The sequence below is a fragment of the Paenibacillus sp. Negev47 genome, from assembly GCF_058313655.1.
The window spans coordinates 3,269,356-3,288,467 of sequence record NZ_CM177754.1 but is presented as its reverse complement, the minus strand read 5'-3'; the positions used below and the strand labels follow the sequence as shown (position 1 = coordinate 3,288,467).

Sequence of the window (19,112 nt, the reverse complement as noted above, 5' to 3'; positions counted from 1 at the left end):
AAGAGACGGATACCTTACTCCATATATTATCGTGTGAGACATAATAAAATTTCATTCTAACTACGAGGTGTAAAAATGAAAAGAAAAGAACTTTCCTCAATTAAACAGATGCGTTTAAAAACAATTTTGGATGAAGCAACAAAATGTTTGATTGAGAATCCAAGTGCGTCGATGCATGAAATTGCCGAATCAGCGGGGATTGGGATTGCGACTTTGCATCGCTATGTTGAGAATAGAGAGCTACTGATGATTCACTTAGGATTTCGTGCAATTGAAGTTGTTGCGGAGACGATGCAAGATATAAGATTGGATGAGCAAAATTACGAATCTTATATCCCCGAGTTAATTGGGGCGTTAATCCCGTTAGGGGATAAAATATACTTTCTAAAACATGATGCTAATGTCAATAACAACAAAGAAATTGAGGAAGAGGACCAAATTTTAAGGGAACCATTATTGAACGCAATTGGTTTGCTGCAGCAAAAGGGACATTTGCGTGAAGACGTAGACAAAGGTTGGATTGTTAATGTCTTGTATTCACTTTTATTCCTGACGTGGCAACAGGTTGTAGAGGGGAATATTGCTAAAAATTCGGCAGCTGACTTGTTATTAAATACATTTTATCATGGTTTTAAATAGATTTAGATTATGTATTGATTATCTGCTTTTACCATGAATCAGTACACATGTTTTTTCACGATTAACCGTGTTAAAATGATTAATAAGCGGAGATATGGTATGGAAAGAAGGCAGGAGACAATGAAACCTAAACTTAACGATGTTGCACAATTAGCTGGAGTTTCACCGACTACAGTTTCTCGCGTACTTAATAATCGTGGCTATATCAGTCAAGAAACAAAGGATCGAGTCCATGAAGCAATGCAGCATTTGAATTATTTCCCAAATGATGTAGCCAGATCATTATTTAGCAAACGAACAAATTTGATAGGTTTAATCATTCCAACAACAAGCAACCCTTTCTTTGGAGAACTAACTTTTCATATAGAGAATATTTGCGCATCATTAGGCTATAAGCTGTTACTTTGTAATAGTTTGAATCAGCTCGATAAGGAAGAATCTTATGTGGACATGCTTATGCGAAATCAAGTAGATGGAATTATCGTTGGTACACACAACCGGGGAATCGTAAACTATGAACAGAAGAATATTGCTGTCATCGCCATCGATCGCTTTCTATCCGACTCAATCCCCGTTGTTGGATCGGATAATTACTTAGGTGGAAAGCTGGCGTCAGAACTACTTATTAAAAAGGGCTGTAAGCATATCTTGCACATCAATGGCCCTGTAGAACTGGAAACACCGGCTAGCTTAAGAAGAAAAGCATATGAAGATGTGATGGAGAAGTATGGTCGTGAGGCAATTACTTATGAAGTACATGATCCCTTCCATCAACAGAATCACGATGAACCGATTCAACGCTTGCTTGATGAACATCCTGAAGTGGATGGAATGTTTGCAAGTAACGATATGGTGGCTGCATCTTTTATTGCTAAAGCAAGAAACCGCGGGAAACGTGTTCCTGAAGATATTCGCGTAATTGGTTATGACGGTACAGAAACAACCCGCAACCTACTCCCTGAACTGACGACAATTCAGCAACCCATACAGGAGATTGCGAAATCTGCGATAGAGTTGCTTATCCAAGAGATTGAAAGTGGTTTCAGTGATGTCCCGCGAGAAACGTATCTACCCGTAAAACTTATTGAAGCGAGTACAACTTAATACAATTATTATCACTGGGATACACGACGGAGCTACTCTTAAATTAAAAGAAGAGCTCTTTTTCTTTTAGCAACATGTCAACCGGTTGACATATGAAAGCGGTTGACATATAATCAATTTTGCAAGTACGGAAGTGCTTTCATTCACATTAAATGTTTAACTTAGAGGAGCGTTCGAAATGAGATATTCAAAGAGCATGTACTGGAAATTAAGTGCCTATTTCTTCTTTTTCTTCTTTACATGGTCAGCAAGTTATTCATTATTCTCTATTTGGCTGGGGCAAGAAATCAGTCTGAATGGTGCTGAAACAGGTGTTATCTTTACTGTAAACGCTATCTTCGCTTTATGTATGCAACCGCTTTATGGCTATATCTCAGATAAAATCGGACTAAAGAAACATATTCTATTTTTGATTAGTGTTTTACTGCTATTTGTTGGACCCTTCTATATCTTTATCTATGGCCCGTTACTTCAATACAATGTATTTCTTGGAGCCATTGTAGGTGGATTATACTTGGGTATTTCTTTCTTGGCGGGGATCGGAGCCATCGAATCTTATGTCGAGAAAGTAAGCCGCAAATATGACTTTGAATATGGAAAATCTCGTATGTGGGGCTCTCTGGGTTGGGCCGCAGCAACATTCTTTGCAGGTCAATTTTTTAATATCAACCCCAATATTAACTTCTGGATTGCATCAGTTTCAGCCGTCGTTCTGTTTGTCATTATGATGACAATTAAAGTTGAAATGACTGATTCAGAGAAGGAGCGGGCAGAATCCGTTAGCTTTAAGCAAGTCGGCAGTATGTTTGCAAATAAGCATTTATGGTTCTTTATTTTATACGTCTTTGGTGTAACGTGTATCTATAATGTGTATGACCAACAGTTCCCGATTTACTTCTCATCGACATTTTCATCGGTTGCGTTAGGCAATCAAGTTTACGGCTACTTAAATTCCTTCCAAGTTTTTCTGGAAGCAGGGATGATGTTTTTAGCTCCCTTCGTTGTGAATAAAATTGGTGCAAAAAAAGGTCTCATTTTCGCAGGGTACTTGATGGCTTTCAGAATTATGGGTTCTGGATTAATAATTGGACCCTACGGTATCTCAGCTATGAAGTTGATTCATGCATTGGAACTGCCAATTATGCTGATCTCCGTATTTAAGTACTTGGCTGCTAATTTCGATACGCGTTTGTCTTCAATTTTGTATCTGGTGGGCTATCAGTTTACGAGTCAGGTAGGAGCTTCAATCTTGTCACCAATCGCTGGAGTGTTTTATGACATTAGAGGCTTTGCAAATACGTACGTGATTATGGGTATCTTCGTATTTGCTTTCACAACAATTTCGATTTTCACCTTGAAGAGAGAACCGAAAAAGCTGAATCCCAAACCTAACACACACATTAAAACAGCATAGGAGGAAAAGAAATGAAGATATATAGCAATAATACGAAACAAGCTGAGGAAGCTTTAAAACAGTCAGCAGCAAAAATGAACAAACGGTATCGCTTAGGGTATCATATTATGGCACCAGCAAATTGGATTAATGATCCAAACGGATTAATTCAATTTAACGGAGAATACCACGTATTCTATCAACATCATCCATATGATGAGAACTGGGGCCCAATGCATTGGGGTCACGTGAAGAGTAGAGATCTCGTACATTGGGAGCATTGTCCAATTGCTTTAGCACCTGGAGATGGGTGTGACCTTGATGGCTGTTTCTCAGGAAGTGCAGTAGATAATAACGGTGAACTGACACTGATCTATACAGGTCATCAATATATTGACCAACCAAATAATATCTTCAGCCAAAACCAAAATGTGGCCGTAAGTACTGATGGTATTCATTTCACGAAATTAAAAGAGAATCCCGTAATCGCTGAGCCTCCGACAGATAGCTCTCAGCATTTCCGTGATCCAAAAGTGTGGAAGAATGAGGATACATGGTACATGATTCTGGGCAATAGCACAAAAGAAGAACTACCGCGGGTAATTCTATATTCATCTCCTGATCTCAAAACTTGGACCTATCAGGGTGTGCTTCTTCAGGGAGATAAGAATATGGGCTTCATGTGGGAGTGTCCTGATTTCTTTGAACTGAACGGTAAGCATATATTCATGTTCTCCCCTCAAGGTATTAACGCGCAAGGGGATAAGTACAATAACTTATTCCAGACGGGGTACTATGTTGGCGAATATAATTATGAACGTAATGAATATAAACATGGAGAGTTTCTTGAGTTGGACAATGGTCACGACTTTTATGCAGTTCAAACGTTTTTAGATGATCAAGGTCGGCGTATTGCAATGGGTTGGATGGATATGTGGGAATCGGATATGCCTACGAAAGGGGACGGATGGTGCGGAGCAATGACGATCCCGCGTGTAATTACGTTGGACGAAAATAATAAAGTGCTTATGAATCCTGTGGAAGAAATGAAGTTACTTCGTCAGAGTAAACATGTTTTGTACCAAAATGGTACTATTCGTGAAAGTTACTTCGAGAACGTTGAGGCAGATCTGCTTGAAGTCAAAGTTGTGTTCGATCTCACAAAGTCAACTGCAGACCTGGTAGGTTTGAAGCTTCGTGGAACAGGACAGGAAGAAACGGTTATCACTTATTCTATCCCGGATCAGAAACTCAAACTTAATTGTTCCAAATCAGGTAAAAAGACGGATGGAGTCCGGCAAACAGCCTTCAAAACTGAGGGGCAGCTGACATTGCAAATATATCTGGATCGCTCATCCATTGAAATATTTGCGAATGAAGGACAAGCTACGATGACAAGTCGCATCTATACAAGTGAGAAACTGTTAGGTATAGAAGTCATAACGGGAGGCGGAGATGTCTATGTTAATGGGCTCACATGCTGGGAGTTAAAAGATATTTGGCTAGTTGATCAACACAATGCAAAGGAGGCTAACTAACCTCGAGGACAATATCATAGACCCATAAAAGTCGCTAATTTTAGCGGCTTTTTCACGATGCAGTTGTAAAAATCATTATATGGAGATTAGTACCCGAGAGTATGTTGTGATTTTTAGAATAATATGCAGGAATTTTAAGAACATTGGTAACTTCAACATACACTTCTTCAAAAAAAGGTAACATATGAAAGACACATGTAGCAAAGTCAGACATAGGTCTTGCCCATGGTGTATTGATCAGTATACTCTTTATAGATAAACGGTTGCCTATACCCTCAGGAAATCTAGGAAGGGGTTTTTCTATGAATAAACTAAAACTACTGCTAGCAGACGATGAACCCGTCATATTACGGGGCCTAAAAAAATTAATATCATGGGAACAGCTCGGGTTCATGATTGTGGGTGAAGCCAATGACGGGAATGAACTTCGAGATCTGATACACAGGCATGAACCACAGCTTATAATCAGTGATATTAGCATGCCAGGGGGAAGCGGTATAGATGTAATAACCGAGCTGAATGAACAGGGGTTTCAGGGAAAAGTTATATTTATCAGTGCCTTTCAAGAATTTGGTTATGCTCGTCAAGCTATACAGTTAGGCGCACTGGATTATCTGGTGAAACCTATAAATAAAAATCAACTCGAAAGGGTTGTCGAAAAAGCAGCTTCAATTATTCGGGAAGAAACCAATGGTGAGCAAAATAAAATGATGCTAAATTACTATGAGAAGAAAAATAGATCGAGAACAATAGAACAGCTTCTTGATGGTTTACTTGACGGTGATTTGAAGACCATTAACGAGCTGTCACAATTGGGAGCCATTGCCATAAGCCGCTTTATTACTGTCTGTGTATTGGAAATGGATGAACATGCTGAAAGTTCTAAGTGGGAAGAACGTGAACGTAATTTGGTGAACTTTGCATTATCCAACATTATTAGAGAGACATTGGATCAGGGACAGAACACAGCCAAGGGATTGCTGATTCAAAAAGAAGGATTATATACACTTCTAGTCCAGCATGAAGAGAGAGACTATGCATTTCATCTGGCACACGACCTCCGTCACAAAATTCACAGCTATTTGAAGTTAAGTGTATCGTGTGGTGTTGGGCAGAGTATGACAGGTATGGAAGAAGCAGAAGAATCCTATCGCACTGCATTGAAAGCGCTTAATCTAAAATATTTCTCAGGAACCAATCAGGTGATACGATCTGGGGAACAACTCTCTGGGACCACTTTGGTGCCTAGATCTATGGCGGATCTTGAATCACATTTAATAGAAGCGTTGGTTAACCAAGAAAAGGACCAGATTCATCTGTTGACTCGAGAGTTGCTTGAACGAATTAGGATGCAAGCGGGAGATAACAAAACTCAGACAATTACTGGGGTATACAAAGCTATATTATCTTTAAATCAGAACTTGGAAAAGTTCGGCGGAAAGATAGAGATCCTAAATGTCCATCAAGGTGCACTACTCGAAAAACTGACGGATTGTCCTTCCTATGCAGATGTAGCTAACGAAGTTGATGTGGTTTTATATGAAATGCTCCAACATCTTGCGAGTAAGATGTCAGGAAAAGAAAGCACCCTGCTTACTAAAGTCAAATCTTATATTGAAAGGAACTATGCCAGTAATATCACACTGGAATCTATGGCTGCCCAAGTCTATATGAACTCGTATTATTTTAGCAGTTTTTTTAAAAAGCATACTGGTCAAAACTTTAAAAACTATGTCACAGAGGTTAGGATGAATCACGCGTTAAAGCTTCTTATTGAAACGAATCTCTTGGTTTATGAGATTGCTGATCGTGTAGGCTACAACAATGTGAGGCACTTCAGTGATATGTTTAAGAAAAAATATGGCAAGGTTCCGCAAGAGTATCGACAGTCCTTCCGTCGGCATAAACCATAACAAATAAGGAAGGTGTTTATTTTATGCGCTCATTATCCAAAAGCGTATTTGTTAGATTCTCAGCTTCCTTTATTTTGGTCGGTCTGATTCCACTTTTTGCACTCAGCTATTTTTCCGTACAAATATTTTCGAGCTATGTGGAACGCTATACAACTAGTAATCAGCAACAGATGATTATGTATATGAGTTACAATCTGAACTCAGCTTTTCAGCAATACAACGATATTTCCAAACTTATGTATAACGTACGTTATGAGGGGTTATCTGAACATATCAACCAGAATCAGACATTCAATGTAAATGAGTTGGAGCAAATCAATTCAATTCCTATTGATTCCTTTTTAAAGACACTGGTGTTTAGCGACAAATATATAACGGGTGCTTATTTTGTGCGCGCGTCAGACGGCCAAATCTATTCCCAGGAAAGAGAGAACAGGGGCCTCACGAATGAACTGCTTCCGATCAGGAAATGGAAAGAAAAAATGCGCAGTCAGCCTTCAAAGGCGATGATATTCCCGACGCATCATGATGATTATTTTATCGGATCCAAGCGCGAAGTGTTTACTCTTGCACGTAATCTGATTGATACCTCCGGACGCCTTGGTGAGGAGTATAAAGTGGTAGGCACATTGTTTCTGGACATTGATACGACCATGTTCAAGCAGTTTTTAAATGAACTTTCCCTCGGAGCGCAAGATGAATTGATTTTGGTCAATGACCAAGATCAGATGTATTTCAGCAATCAACCTAATCGAACGATGGATGAATTTTTATCGAAGAGCAAAGATAATGAAATGCTGGTGCTTCGTGAAGATATCCCTTTTGTGAACAGTCAGCTGGTAGCTATTATACATAGAGCAGGGCTGTTCGAACAGCTTTTCTCGGCCCGTGCTACTGTATATCTGGCAATACTCATTTGTTCGATAGTATCAATTGTCATGGCCACCTGGTTCTCTCGACGACTCGCTGCTCCAATTCGTAAACTGATACAGCAAATGACGGTCGTAGAGTCCGGAAACCTGGATACCCGACTTCCCGTCAACAGCAACGATGAGATAGGAAGATTGACCCTTGGATTCAACCGGATGGTAGAGCGTTTGCGCGTGCATATCGATGAAGCTTATGTAGCCCAAATCAAACAAAAGCAAACCGAACTGAATGCGCTCAAAAGCCAGATTAGACCTCACTATCTGTACAACACCTTGGAGGTCATTCGCATGAATGCAGTGGACAAGGAAGCGGAGGAAGTCGCCGACATGATTCATGCCTTATCCAATCAGTTGAAATATGTCATTGATTACGGTGAAGATCGTGTAGGCTTGTCCCGGGAACTTGAACATTTACATGATTATTTTTACATCATATCTGTTCGCTATGAAAACAGATATGTCCTTGAGTGCGATATTGCAGCTGACGTTCGGTTGGAATGGCCGATTTTAAAGTTAAGTTTACAGCCAATCGTCGAAAATGCAATTCAGCACGGACTCCGCCAGAAAAAAAAGGGGGCCGTTAGAATATCCGTAGAAAGACGTGGGGAAAATCTGGAGATTACCATTTATGATAATGGTGTAGGAATGGATAACGACACGCTAAGACAATTACACAGTAATTTAGATTCTTCCGCTCCCCCGACCAAATCTGTAGGATTGAGAAATGTACACGAGAGAATTAGGTCCATGTATGGGAAAGAATATGGACTGTCTGTGAGAAGCCAGGAACATGTAGGGACATCAGTCCGGCTCTGCTTCCCTGTTGCTGAATAACAATTCCTTAAGAGCGGATGAACTCATCCGCTTTTTTTAATCTTAAATTCCCTGCACATAAGGCTTAAAAAAGTTCATACAAGCAACAACGCACAGATGCTATTCTTATAACGAAAACGCTTACCAACAAGAAGCCGCTCATTTCAACCTACACATACTCAAGGGGGTCTAAAAAAGCTATGTTGAAAAAATCAAAATTCAGACTAACCGCTTTATTGCTTGCCGCAACGATGACACTAGGAGCTTGTACAGACAGTAGTCCTGATTCAAATGAGAGCAACTCTATAGGCAGCGGAGACAAAGTTAGCTTCACCATCGGTTATGCTCCAGGTGATCCAGCTGTGAAAAAAGCGTTGGCAGATTCCATTCAAAAATTCACGGAGGCCAACCCGGATATTGAGATCAAGGACATGAGTGAGAATACAAGTAACTCCTATCTGGATTGGTTAAAGACAAAGGATGCAGTCGGTGAGTTTCCCGATCTTGTTGAGATGAGAGATACGGAAATTTTTGCGGATGCAGGTAAAATCGTTGAGTTGCCTTCTGAACTGGTGGATTTATTCGATTCACCACCAGAAGTGGACGGTAAGATATGGAACGCACCTATAGCGCTGAATGTACCGCAAGGCATTATATATAGCAAAAAAGCTTATGCAGATGCTGGAATTACGAACCTTCCAACAACATATGACGAATTCATTGCCATTCAGGAGAAATTGAAAACCTCCGGTATAACACCACTAGTGGTTGGAGGCAAAGATATCTTTCATATGGGATTCTGGATAAATAAATTCCTTATTGATGACGTGTACGCAAAAGACCCTGACTGGAATTCCAAAAAAACAGCAAATGAAGTCCATTTCGCCGATGCCAACGTTGTACAGGCTATGACAGATTACAAGGAACTATTCAGAAACTACGTCGATAAGGGCTGGCTAAGCACACCAGACAACCAAACGGTTTCCTTCCTGATCTCTGGAAAAACAGCGCAGCTTTACTCCGGTACCTGGATGTTCTCGCAAATAGAGGAGGCTGATCCCAGCTTTGAATACGGTTTCTATGCGGTTCCGGACCGTGAGGGAAATGTGAATATTATTGGGCTTCCATCACCAGCTGGCTGGTCGTTGTCTGCTGAAGCCGCCAAGAATCCGGAGAAGACAGAAGCGATTAAGAAATTCATTCGTTTCTTCTTCGAACCGAGTCAATACTCTAAGTACCTCGCAAGTGTCAACGGAATCCCCTCTACAAAAGAAAAAGTCACGTATGAGACGGGAGAAGCCATGCAGTCGGCTTTAGATCTGATGAATAATTCAAAGGTAACGAAATCTTTGGCTATTAACAATTGGTGGGGAGAGAACTTAATACCACCGCAATTCCGTAATTGGTTTTACAAAAAGATGCAAGAAATGGTCCTAAACGATGGAGATGTGAAAAACTATATGGAGCAGGTAGATACGGAATACGATAGCCAGGTCAAGGCGAATTCCATGTAAGTAAAACTCTGGAGGACCACTTCTGAGTGGTTCTCCATTGTATAAGAAAGGAGTGAATAGTAATGGGAGCATCTACTTCTTCTAAGAGAGAGCAAATGATACCCGCACCGGTACCAAAACTAAAAAGAAAGCACCATCCATTTGCTATCGTATTCATATTACCATCGCTAATTCTATACACGCTGTTTGTTATCGTACCTACTCTTGGAAGCTTTTATCTTAGTTTCACCTCATGGGATGGCATAAGTGAGGATATACGCTTTATTGGTTTTGCTAACTTTATTGAAATTTGGAATAGCCCGCGTGTGCATAATGCACTTAAAAATACACTAATCATGACGGTTAGTCTTGTAATTTTGGAGAACATTGCGGCCATTGCCATGGCCCTCATGGTTGACAAGGTACGTTGGTTTAAGAACTTGTTTCGTAGCATATTTTACTTTCCAACCTTGCTCAGTGGAATTGTTATGGGATTTGTATGGGCCATGATCCTGAATTACAACTTTGGTGTGGTGAATCAAATTATGAATGCCATCGGACTTGGAAGCTGGACAGTGGATTGGCTGGGAGATCCCAAGTTTGCGATGTTGTCTATTATTTTGTCTACCGTTTGGAAAGGTGCAGGATACTACATGATCATTTATTTGGCTGGGCTTCAAGGGATACCAGCCGAACTGTCCGAAGCAGCAAACATAGATGGGGCAAATGGCTGGCAACAATTCCGCTTTATCACTTTTCCATTGCTTGCAGGATCGCTCACCGTATGTATGGTCCTATCCATGATCAGCGCACTCAAAATATTCGATCAGATTGCGGTCATGACCGACGGGGGACCGGGATTCGCTACAGAAACCCTCACCTATATTATCTACAAGGTAGGTTTTGGTGAGCTGAGGCAGGGCTTCGGTACTGCGCTTGCTATTGTATTATTTATAATTATTTTAATTATCACGTTGATTCAAGTGAAAATTCTGCGCAAAAGGGAGGTGCAGTATTGATATGAGCATGCAGACACGTAAAAAACTAACGGAAGTTATGTTCTTCGTAATTATCCTGTTGGTTGCCATCCTTTTCTTTTTCCCCATTTTCTTTAACTTGATGTCTGCCTTTAAAAGCAATGGCGAAATTATGCGGAATGCTCTGTCTTTTCCAACTTCGCTTTATCTAGAAAATTTCAAGTATCTGTTGACAGAAACAGATTTCCCAAGAGCCATTGTCAACAGTCTGATCCTGACCGTCGTTTCCATCGTGATGCAAATTTTGATCATCCCCATGGCAGGGTATGCGATTGAAAGACGTAACGCCAAATGGACTAATTTTGTATTTATATATTTTCTTGCAGGAATGATGATTCCCTTTCAAGCTTACATGATTCCTTTATTTAAAGAATTAAAGCTGCTTGGGCTTTATGGCAGCCTAGCCGGACCTATATTCGTTTATATCGCTGGAGCAATAGGATTCGGATGCTTGCTTTATACCAGTTTTGTAAAAGGGATCCCCAAAGAAATTGAAGAAGCTGCTGAGATTGATGGCTGCAGTCGGTACAGAATTTTTTGGAGAATTGTATTCCCGCTACTTGGACCCGTTACAGCCAGTATGATTATTCTAAACGGCTTGGGAATCTGGAACGATTTTCTTATGCCCATGCTCGTTCTTCCTTCAGGAGAACCCAAAACAATGGTTGTAGAGATTTATCGCTATATCGGCGAATTCTCCTCCAGATGGGACATGATATTTGCAGGTACTGCCCTGTCAGTCATACCAGTATTGATTGTCTTCATTGGTCTGCAAAGGTTCTTTGTGAAGGGGATCTCTGCCGGGGCGACCAAGGGATGATTCCTAGCTATGCAGGCCAACAAATATACACTTAAAGTCGCTAATTTAGCGGCTTTTTTTCTAAGTAAAAAGATTCTTCTGCTCATTTGTGTCTGAATTGAAACTGTGTTGTTAAACAAACAAATTGTTGATTTTTAACAAAAAGAAAGCAAAAGTGAATGATAAAATAAAAACGTAAAGAAAGCGATTACAACCTTAATCGAGAGTAATTAATTCAGTCTCAACAGAGAAACATTTACTACAGGAAGGAGTGGAGAATACTTGCTTGCAACCAAATACAAACTGTTCTTTCTAGTATTACCATTTATGATTTTTGTGTTTGTATTCGCTTACATGCCTTTATGGGGTTGGTTATATGCCTTTGTAGACTATCGTCCGGGGCGTTCCATTTTCCAAATGGACTTTGTAGGTCTGAAATGGTTCAAAATGATGGTATATTCAAAACAGCAATTTTACGAGGTGCTCAGGGTGTTGAAGAATACCTTCGGCATGAGTTTTCTTAGTCTGATCGCTTCAATCCTGCCTATGGCATTTGCGATCTTGCTGTATGAAATCCGCAGCACCAAGATGAGGAAAATTGTTCAAACACTCACGACTATACCACACTTTATTAGTTGGGTACTCGTATATTCTATTGTGTTCGCACTACTATCTGTTGACAACGGTGTCGTAAACAATATCCTCCTGAACACCGGATTCATATCAAAACCGATTAATTTTCTAGCCAGTTCGGATCATATCTGGATCAAGATGATTGCCTTGGAGATCTGGAAAGGACTCGGTTGGAGCTCCATACTCTATTTAGCGGCCATCAATGGCATTCCCCAAGACTTATATGAAGCCGCGAAAATTGATGGGGCTGGTCGCTTCCACAGTGTCTGGCACATTACCGTTCCAGGATTATTGCCAACGTTCTTCGTGTTATTAATGCTTGCCGTAGCGAACATGATCAATACGGGCATGGATCAATTTTTTGTATTCGCCAACGCAATGAATAAAAGCTCCATCGAGGTTCTTGATCTGTATACGTATAACATTGGGTTGTTAAAAGGTAACTTCTCATTGGCCACCGTTATCAGTATCTTGAAAACCCTAGTAAGCTTAGTGCTTCTGTTCAGTGTAAACCGACTGTCCAAGACACTGAGAGGAGAGTCGATTTTCTAATGAGCATGGGGCAAACAGATGTGAAGCTTCGACGTAATTCGCTTCGTCCGCATAGAGCAGGCAGTCTTACCATTGGGGAGAAAGTCTTTAGCGTAGCCAACTATACATTCTTTATCCTATTTATGCTGTTATGTGTATATCCTTTCTATTATATTTTCATCAATACGATTAGCGATAACACGTTAAGTGCAAAAGGGCTTATCCTTTTCTGGCCACAAGGCATTCATATTGACAACTACTTGCAAGTGTTGAAAATTCCCAATATATATCAAGCGCTACTTATAAGTGCATCAAGAACGATACTAGGTACGTTCCTAACCGTGCTGGTTTCCGCCTTTCTCGGCTTTATGATGACTCAGCGCAAGATGTGGTTACGCAAGTACGTTTATCGATATTTTATCACCACCATGTATATCAGTGGCGGTATTATTCCCGTATATCTGCTGTATAACCAGTTGGGTTTACTCAATAATTTCTTGGTGTACATCCTTCCAGGTATGGTGTCAGCGTACAATATGATCCTGGTCAAAACCTATGTGGAGTCCAGCGTTCCAGATGAATTGCAGGAATCCGCTGAAATGGATGGAGCAGGAATAGGCATCGTATTTTTTCGAATCGTGCTGCCTTTAATGCTTCCTATATTGGCTACCTTAGCCATCTTTTCGGCTGTGGGACAATGGAATAACTTCATGGATACAGTACTTTACGTCACTAATGATGATCTGCACACACTGCAATATGTACTTTACCGGTATCTTAGTCAAGCAACTGCACTCGCCAATGCAGTGAATTCCGGAAGCATGTCGGCAGAAGATGTGGGAGCGAGTATTCAGACAGCGGAATCTATAAAACTGACAGTCACGATGATTGTGGTTATTCCCATTTTTATGGTATACCCCTTCTTCCAACGTTTTTTTGTAAAAGGTATTATGATCGGTGCTGTAAAAGGATAATCATTCTATTTCACTCAATTGGGAGGTTAATATGAACAAGAAAATGCTTCAAAAAGCAGGAATACTCGGTGTAGTTTCCTTACTGTTGATTGCAACTGTAGTTGGCTGCAGCACAAATCCATCATCCAGTAAGGATACGGATACAACAGATCTATCCATATATACAGAGTCTGGTACCTATGAAGGATCTGTTGGTGGTTACATGGGCAAGTATATGAAAGATAAATTAAATATATCTTTGAATGTAATGCCAAACAGCGTCGGAGGCTCCTCCCGCTTTGAAACGAAACTCGCCACTGGAGATCTTGGGGATTTGGTAGTGTTTAGTTCGTCGGATGATTTCAAAAAGGCTATTGATGCGGGCGGACTTTTGGACCTGAAAGATGAGATGCCAAATTTGCCCAATATCTCCCGATTCAGTGAAGCAGTCAATCGAATGGAAAGTAACTTTGGAGGCATATATGGTATCCCAACAGGGGTGTCCAATGCCAATGAAGTAACGCAAATCGATCCCGTTTCAGTTCCATCTCTACGATTTGATTACTTAGAGGAGTTGGGAATGCCAGAGATCAATGATTATTGGGACTATTATGATGTGATTGAGAAAATGGTCAAGGCACATCCGGTAACCGAAAGTGGGGATAAATTCCATGGATTATCTTTATTTAGTGAGTGGGATGGACGTTCCGTCAATATGGCTAAACAAGTTGCGCCTTCATATGGATATACATCCACGGATGGAGTGAACAACTATGATTTCATCATGCCACATGGTACGGAGGATAAAATCGAAAAACTGTTAGACGACAATAGCTATTACCTCAAAACACTTCAGTGGTTCAACAAGTTCTATCAGAATGGCATGCTGGATGAGGACTCCGTCTCCCAAACGTGGGAGGACTATATCGCCAAAGCGAATAAAGGTCAATCGGCGATTTGGATGTACGGTTATTTGGGAAATTTAAATTTTAATCCTATGAATCCTGACTTGGTTAAGGAGGGCAAAGGGTACAAACGAATTCCCTTCACGAATCTTAAAGTATCTGAAGCCAAAACTTCCACAGTGGGTAGCCGATGGTTCTGGGCAATCTCCTCCAATACGAAGAATAAGGAAGAATCCATCAAGCTGCTCGATTTCCTATATTCGGATGAAGGAGCAGTGGCATATCACTTGGGACCTAAAGGACTATTCTGGGACCTGAATGAAAAGGGTGAACCGATCTTAACGGATATTGGCAAGCAACCTGCGGATGCAGCTGTCCCTGCAGAATACGGCGGAGGCAAGATAGGAGATACCTTTAAATATATGTTTAATGGTCCCGCAATTGATGAGAATACAGTAAGTCCAATTCTGAAGGCACCCATGAATAAGACGACGTGGACATCCTATCTTAAAGATAATGCCAGCCTGCTGGACCAAAACTGGACTAAGCATTATAAGGGTGCGCTATCTGTAAAACAACATTTGATTCAAAATAATATGCTGGCTTCCTATTCTATTGTGAATGTTCCCAATTTCAAGTACGACGATCAATTAGCCGTTAAACGCGATCAAGTCGGTGAGGTGATTAAAGAACTGTCTTGGAAGATGATATACGCCAAAAGCGATGCAGAATTTGAATCTTTAAAAATAGAGCTGCTCCAAAAAGCGAAGGATTTGGGCTATGAAGAGTGCGTAGATTTTGAAGTGAAGGCGGTCCAAGTCTGGTTCGAAGCACGTAAAACTGCGAAATGAAAGTGAAAAGATAGAACGGGAGAGGTATCCACATGACTAAAACGATAACAGCCATAAATTTGATGGCATGGGATCAAGTTATTGAGAAAAATGATCAATCCTCAGAACAGGTAATTGCAGCAACAGCAAAAAAATCATGGGATCTTTGTCCAGGTAAATCCTTAACTCTTCAGTATCCTGGTGTGTATCTGGAAAATCATTGGGCTACCCATGGATTTGTGGACCGTAACGATTACAGTGTTGATTTGCGCGATTGGCACAGGTTGGAATTGGTCACAGAGTTGCCTATACGTGAGACACTGGAGATGAGAGTGGAAATAGGCTTACTCAAAAATAATAGCCCAATGCCGGAAGAAATCGAATATGTGTCCGCTCGAGCGTTAGTAATCACTAATGAAAGCGGAAACAATGGGATCGTATTTCCTCTGAATCTATTTGATGATTACAAGGCATTAGCCGGCAAATGGAAGTTTGTTCGCTCCGTAAGATTAACTGCAAATTGGAGGGATCTTGAAACGCGAGAACCCATCTTAGTCCGCAAAATCCAATTCGTGCGCAGACCTTTGGTATATGTGAACACCACGTGTTATTCACAATCGGTTGTTGCAGGTGAAACAGCTCATTACAGTATTAACCTGCACAATTGTACGGGGGAAGCCCAACCGGTTATCCTGTCTCGGGAGAAGTACGGCTGGGAAACAATGAAAGTTAGAGTAGAACCAGAGGATTGTGTGCTACAGCCATGGGACAATAGGGAAATCAGTGTGTACGTGGAGGTGCCGGAGGAAATAGCCCCCGGTGGATACGAGATTCAGAAACTAAAGTTTGTGCCCGGCGGACATGGTGAGCAGGCGGAAACGCTCACACTTACGACGTTGCGTGAATTGCCACATCCGTACATCAAACATACCGAGTCCGGATGGGACGAAGTACGACAAAACATTCGAGAGTATGATTGGGTTAGAGAGTTGAAGGATCTGTATGAAAATCGAGCGGAACGTTGGAAAGTACCTGAAGCCAACTCTGGACCTTTTCTGTTTCACAGTCATCACGCTTTTGAGGCCGAGAATGCGGCCATTGTATGGAAGCTTACGGGTAGAGCAGATATAGCCAATAAAGCTATTCAGTTTTTGCGGGCAACCGTCGATCCAGCACATGGATATCCCGTTACGTATCAGGCATGCCATCAGGAACTGGTACATGAAGGGGAATTTTTCAAGCATACGGCGGTTGTATATGATCTGCTTGCCGATTCTGGACTGTTAACAGATGAAGATCATGCACATATAAAGCATTCGTTCCGCTTGTTTATGGATCTAATCGATTGGTCTTTAACTATAGGCGACTTGTCGAACTGGACGGTCTCCGAGATGATTGGAGCATTATACTGTAGTCAGGCACTACAGGATCTGGAACGCATGAATCGCTTTCTGTATGGCATAGGGGGCTTCGAAGATCATCTGTCGAAGGGTACACTCGACGATGGCTGGTGGTACGAGTGTTCTGTTGGATACAACATGATGGTTGCGGGACTCTTCACCGAGGTTGTACAGAGCTGCAGACCGTGGGGTTTGAATTTGGCGGAAACCTGGCTTCCTTCCCAATATCATGACCAGATTATACCCGGCAACAACAAACCTGAAAAGGATGGATTGTGTCTTGATATTTGGGGGCCAAGAAGATTGAATTACCGTTCAATCCGACAACTGTGGGACAGTCTACTTCCATTTGCTGATTACCGTGGAGTGGTGTTTGGTATTAATGATTCGACAGAAACGAAGCTGCTCGGTATATCAGTAAGAGGATATATGGATGGTCGTTATGATTTAGCCTACTATGTGTATCGGCAACCGGAGTATGCTGATATTGTCTTGAGCTGCAAGCTGGAGGATCGAGATTTGCTGTACGCCGTTCCTAATATTCAGACCAGCCAAGCCAAACCTTACCTTAAATCAGCATATGCAGATACGTCAGGAGTAGCCGTACTTCGATCCCAAACGAGGGACAGAGAACCAAGAGAACAGATTCAGGCTGTTGTAAAGTACGGTATTCATGGGGGCGCCCACGGTCACTATGATCGGGTCAGCCTGTTGTCTATCATGCGATACGGCCGCAGCTTTTACAATCCTGAGAGCATTTGGTACAGCTACCACACCTTTATGTATAAATTTTATGTTCAGTCTTCCATTACCCATAATATGGTGGTGGTGGATCGCAAGCAGCAGGACCCCGCTGAGGGTAAACGCCTCCTGTTCCACAGCGGCAGTGTCTTCCAGGCATGTGCTGTTGAGAATACAGCGAGATGGTCTTATCCTCCATACGGTGGCTGGAGAGTGGATGATGAGAACACGTTTGGTGAACGAACCTGGTCAGAAGGTCGTTATATGCCGATTCCTGAACCTGAACCAGAGTACACGAAGCGAACCGAATATACGGAGCCGATTCTCCAACGCAGGTTAACGGTGGTGACAGATGACTATATTGTACTTTTTGATTATGTTTCCGGTGACCAGGATCATGAATACGATTGCCTGTTCCATTGCAAGGGATTGATGCACATCGAAGGAGAAAGCCAACATTTAAGAAAGCAAACTGACCAGTTTGACTCTGATTCGCGAGGTGGTGCACAGCTTATAACAGACTGTGAGTGGTATGACATGAAAGGGCCAGTAAAGGCACATTTTGAGATGGGATTCGGTCAAGGCTATGACAATCGAGGCAATCGGACCGAGCATAATGTTGACGGCCCACTCATCATGGATCATTATTCGCTGTGGCCGCCTCAACCAGAGATCATTGTAGGAAATCTCCCCGAACTGAATAAGGTCGATAAGCGGCTTTTTTATGAAATTAGAGGAGACGGAAGAGTGCTTACAAGTGGCAAATTCGGCGCATGGATTCTTGGGCGAGAAGATCTTGATCTGGGAATTGAAGGGGTGACCACGCTGGAACTGAGAGTGAAGACGGAAGAAGGTGTTGGCGACAATGGATTACCGAAGACGTCGGAGCCAAGCATTTTTTGGGGTGATCCTTATATTGAAACGGAGTCGGGACACAAGATATACCTTAGTGATCTCCCATTAATCACGGAAAACACTAATCCAGGTAATGGGACAGGAGTTGATTACTTCGGTGGACCAGTCAAAATTGCTGTAAAACAGTTCGATCGTGCGATTCCGGCGAATCCGCTTGATACGGAGCACGAGGGTATCATCCGCCTGGATCTGAGTGCAATTCAAGCTAAACGTCTGGTAACTTCGATTGGGAGTGATTATCCTCTTGGTGATGAGACTCTTAGACGTAAAATGTTAAGTACACGGAGTGTGGGTCGTAATGCGAGGTTCATAACGTTGATTGAGCCATATGAGGACCAGCCAATGATTGTATTAGCTGTAGCCCATTCAGCCGATGAGGCTCAGGTTGTTCTTGCTGATGGAAGAACTCAGATCATCCGTATCTCCAGTTTGGATGATGCAATAGCAGAACCAGTGGTAGAGATTATCGAAACAGATATGGAAGGACAACTACTTCGCAGGGAGATAGCCATTAATAAATAATCAAGATTCCAATGAAGAAAGAAG

The 19,112-nt window shown here is 41.6% G+C and carries 13 protein-coding genes; all 13 read left to right on the top strand.

All coding sequences use genetic code 11. The features are described 5' to 3' along the window. The first annotated feature begins 75 nt into the window (after positions 1-75). The 13 genes from AC4G47_RS14725 (at position 76) to AC4G47_RS14665 (ending at position 19,088) form a co-directional block, all read left to right on the top strand. Positions 76-639 carry a TetR/AcrR family transcriptional regulator gene (locus AC4G47_RS14725; RefSeq protein ID WP_491106538.1) on the top strand — a complete coding sequence of 188 codons (564 nt, stop codon included), beginning with the start codon at positions 76-78 and terminating at the stop codon, positions 637-639. 120 nt (positions 640-759) lie between these two features. After that, complete coding sequence (locus AC4G47_RS14720) at positions 760-1,743, top strand: LacI family DNA-binding transcriptional regulator (protein ID WP_491106537.1); 984 nt, start codon at positions 760-762, stop codon at positions 1,741-1,743. Between the two features lie 178 nt (positions 1,744-1,921). Next, positions 1,922-3,157, top strand: a complete 1,236-nt coding sequence (locus AC4G47_RS14715; protein ID WP_491106536.1) for an MFS transporter — start codon at positions 1,922-1,924, stop codon at positions 3,155-3,157. 11 nt (positions 3,158-3,168) lie between these two features. Next, a complete protein-coding gene (locus AC4G47_RS14710) occupies positions 3,169-4,674 on the top strand; it encodes a glycoside hydrolase family 32 protein (protein WP_491106535.1) in 1,506 nt (501 codons plus the stop codon). A gap of 302 nt (positions 4,675-4,976) precedes the next feature. Further along, complete coding sequence (locus AC4G47_RS14705; protein WP_491106534.1) at positions 4,977-6,587, top strand: response regulator; 1,611 nt, start codon at positions 4,977-4,979, stop codon at positions 6,585-6,587. 23 nt (positions 6,588-6,610) lie between these two features. Next, entirely contained in the window at positions 6,611-8,350 is a 1,740-nt protein-coding gene (locus AC4G47_RS14700) for a cache domain-containing sensor histidine kinase (protein ID WP_491106533.1), read from the top strand. A 179-nt stretch (positions 8,351-8,529) separates the two neighbouring features. Then, entirely contained in the window at positions 8,530-9,843 is a 1,314-nt protein-coding gene (locus tag AC4G47_RS14695; RefSeq protein ID WP_491106532.1) for an ABC transporter substrate-binding protein, read from the top strand. 62 nt (positions 9,844-9,905) lie between these two features. Further along, positions 9,906-10,841 carry a carbohydrate ABC transporter permease gene (locus AC4G47_RS14690; protein ID WP_440131306.1) on the top strand — a complete coding sequence of 312 codons (936 nt, stop codon included), beginning with the start codon at positions 9,906-9,908 and terminating at the stop codon, positions 10,839-10,841. Position 10,842: 1 nt separating this feature from the next. Next, a complete protein-coding gene (locus AC4G47_RS14685; RefSeq protein ID WP_186327937.1) occupies positions 10,843-11,679 on the top strand; it encodes a carbohydrate ABC transporter permease in 837 nt (278 codons plus the stop codon). A 261-nt stretch (positions 11,680-11,940) separates the two neighbouring features. Then, on the top strand, positions 11,941-12,843 hold the full coding sequence (locus AC4G47_RS14680; RefSeq protein WP_491106531.1) for an ABC transporter permease: 903 nt from the start codon (positions 11,941-11,943) through the stop codon (positions 12,841-12,843). Beyond that, positions 12,843-13,796: a carbohydrate ABC transporter permease gene (locus AC4G47_RS14675; protein ID WP_491106530.1), complete on the top strand. Its 954-nt coding sequence runs from the start codon at positions 12,843-12,845 to the stop codon at positions 13,794-13,796. The genes AC4G47_RS14680 and AC4G47_RS14675 overlap by 1 nt, the downstream gene beginning before the upstream one ends. 31 nt (positions 13,797-13,827) lie before the next feature. Continuing rightward, a complete protein-coding gene (locus tag AC4G47_RS14670) occupies positions 13,828-15,531 on the top strand; it encodes an extracellular solute-binding protein (protein WP_491106529.1) in 1,704 nt (567 codons plus the stop codon). A 32-nt stretch (positions 15,532-15,563) separates the two neighbouring features. Then, on the top strand, positions 15,564-19,088 hold the full coding sequence (locus AC4G47_RS14665) for a COG1470 family protein (protein ID WP_491106528.1): 3,525 nt from the start codon (positions 15,564-15,566) through the stop codon (positions 19,086-19,088). The last annotated feature ends 24 nt before the right edge of the window (positions 19,089-19,112 follow it).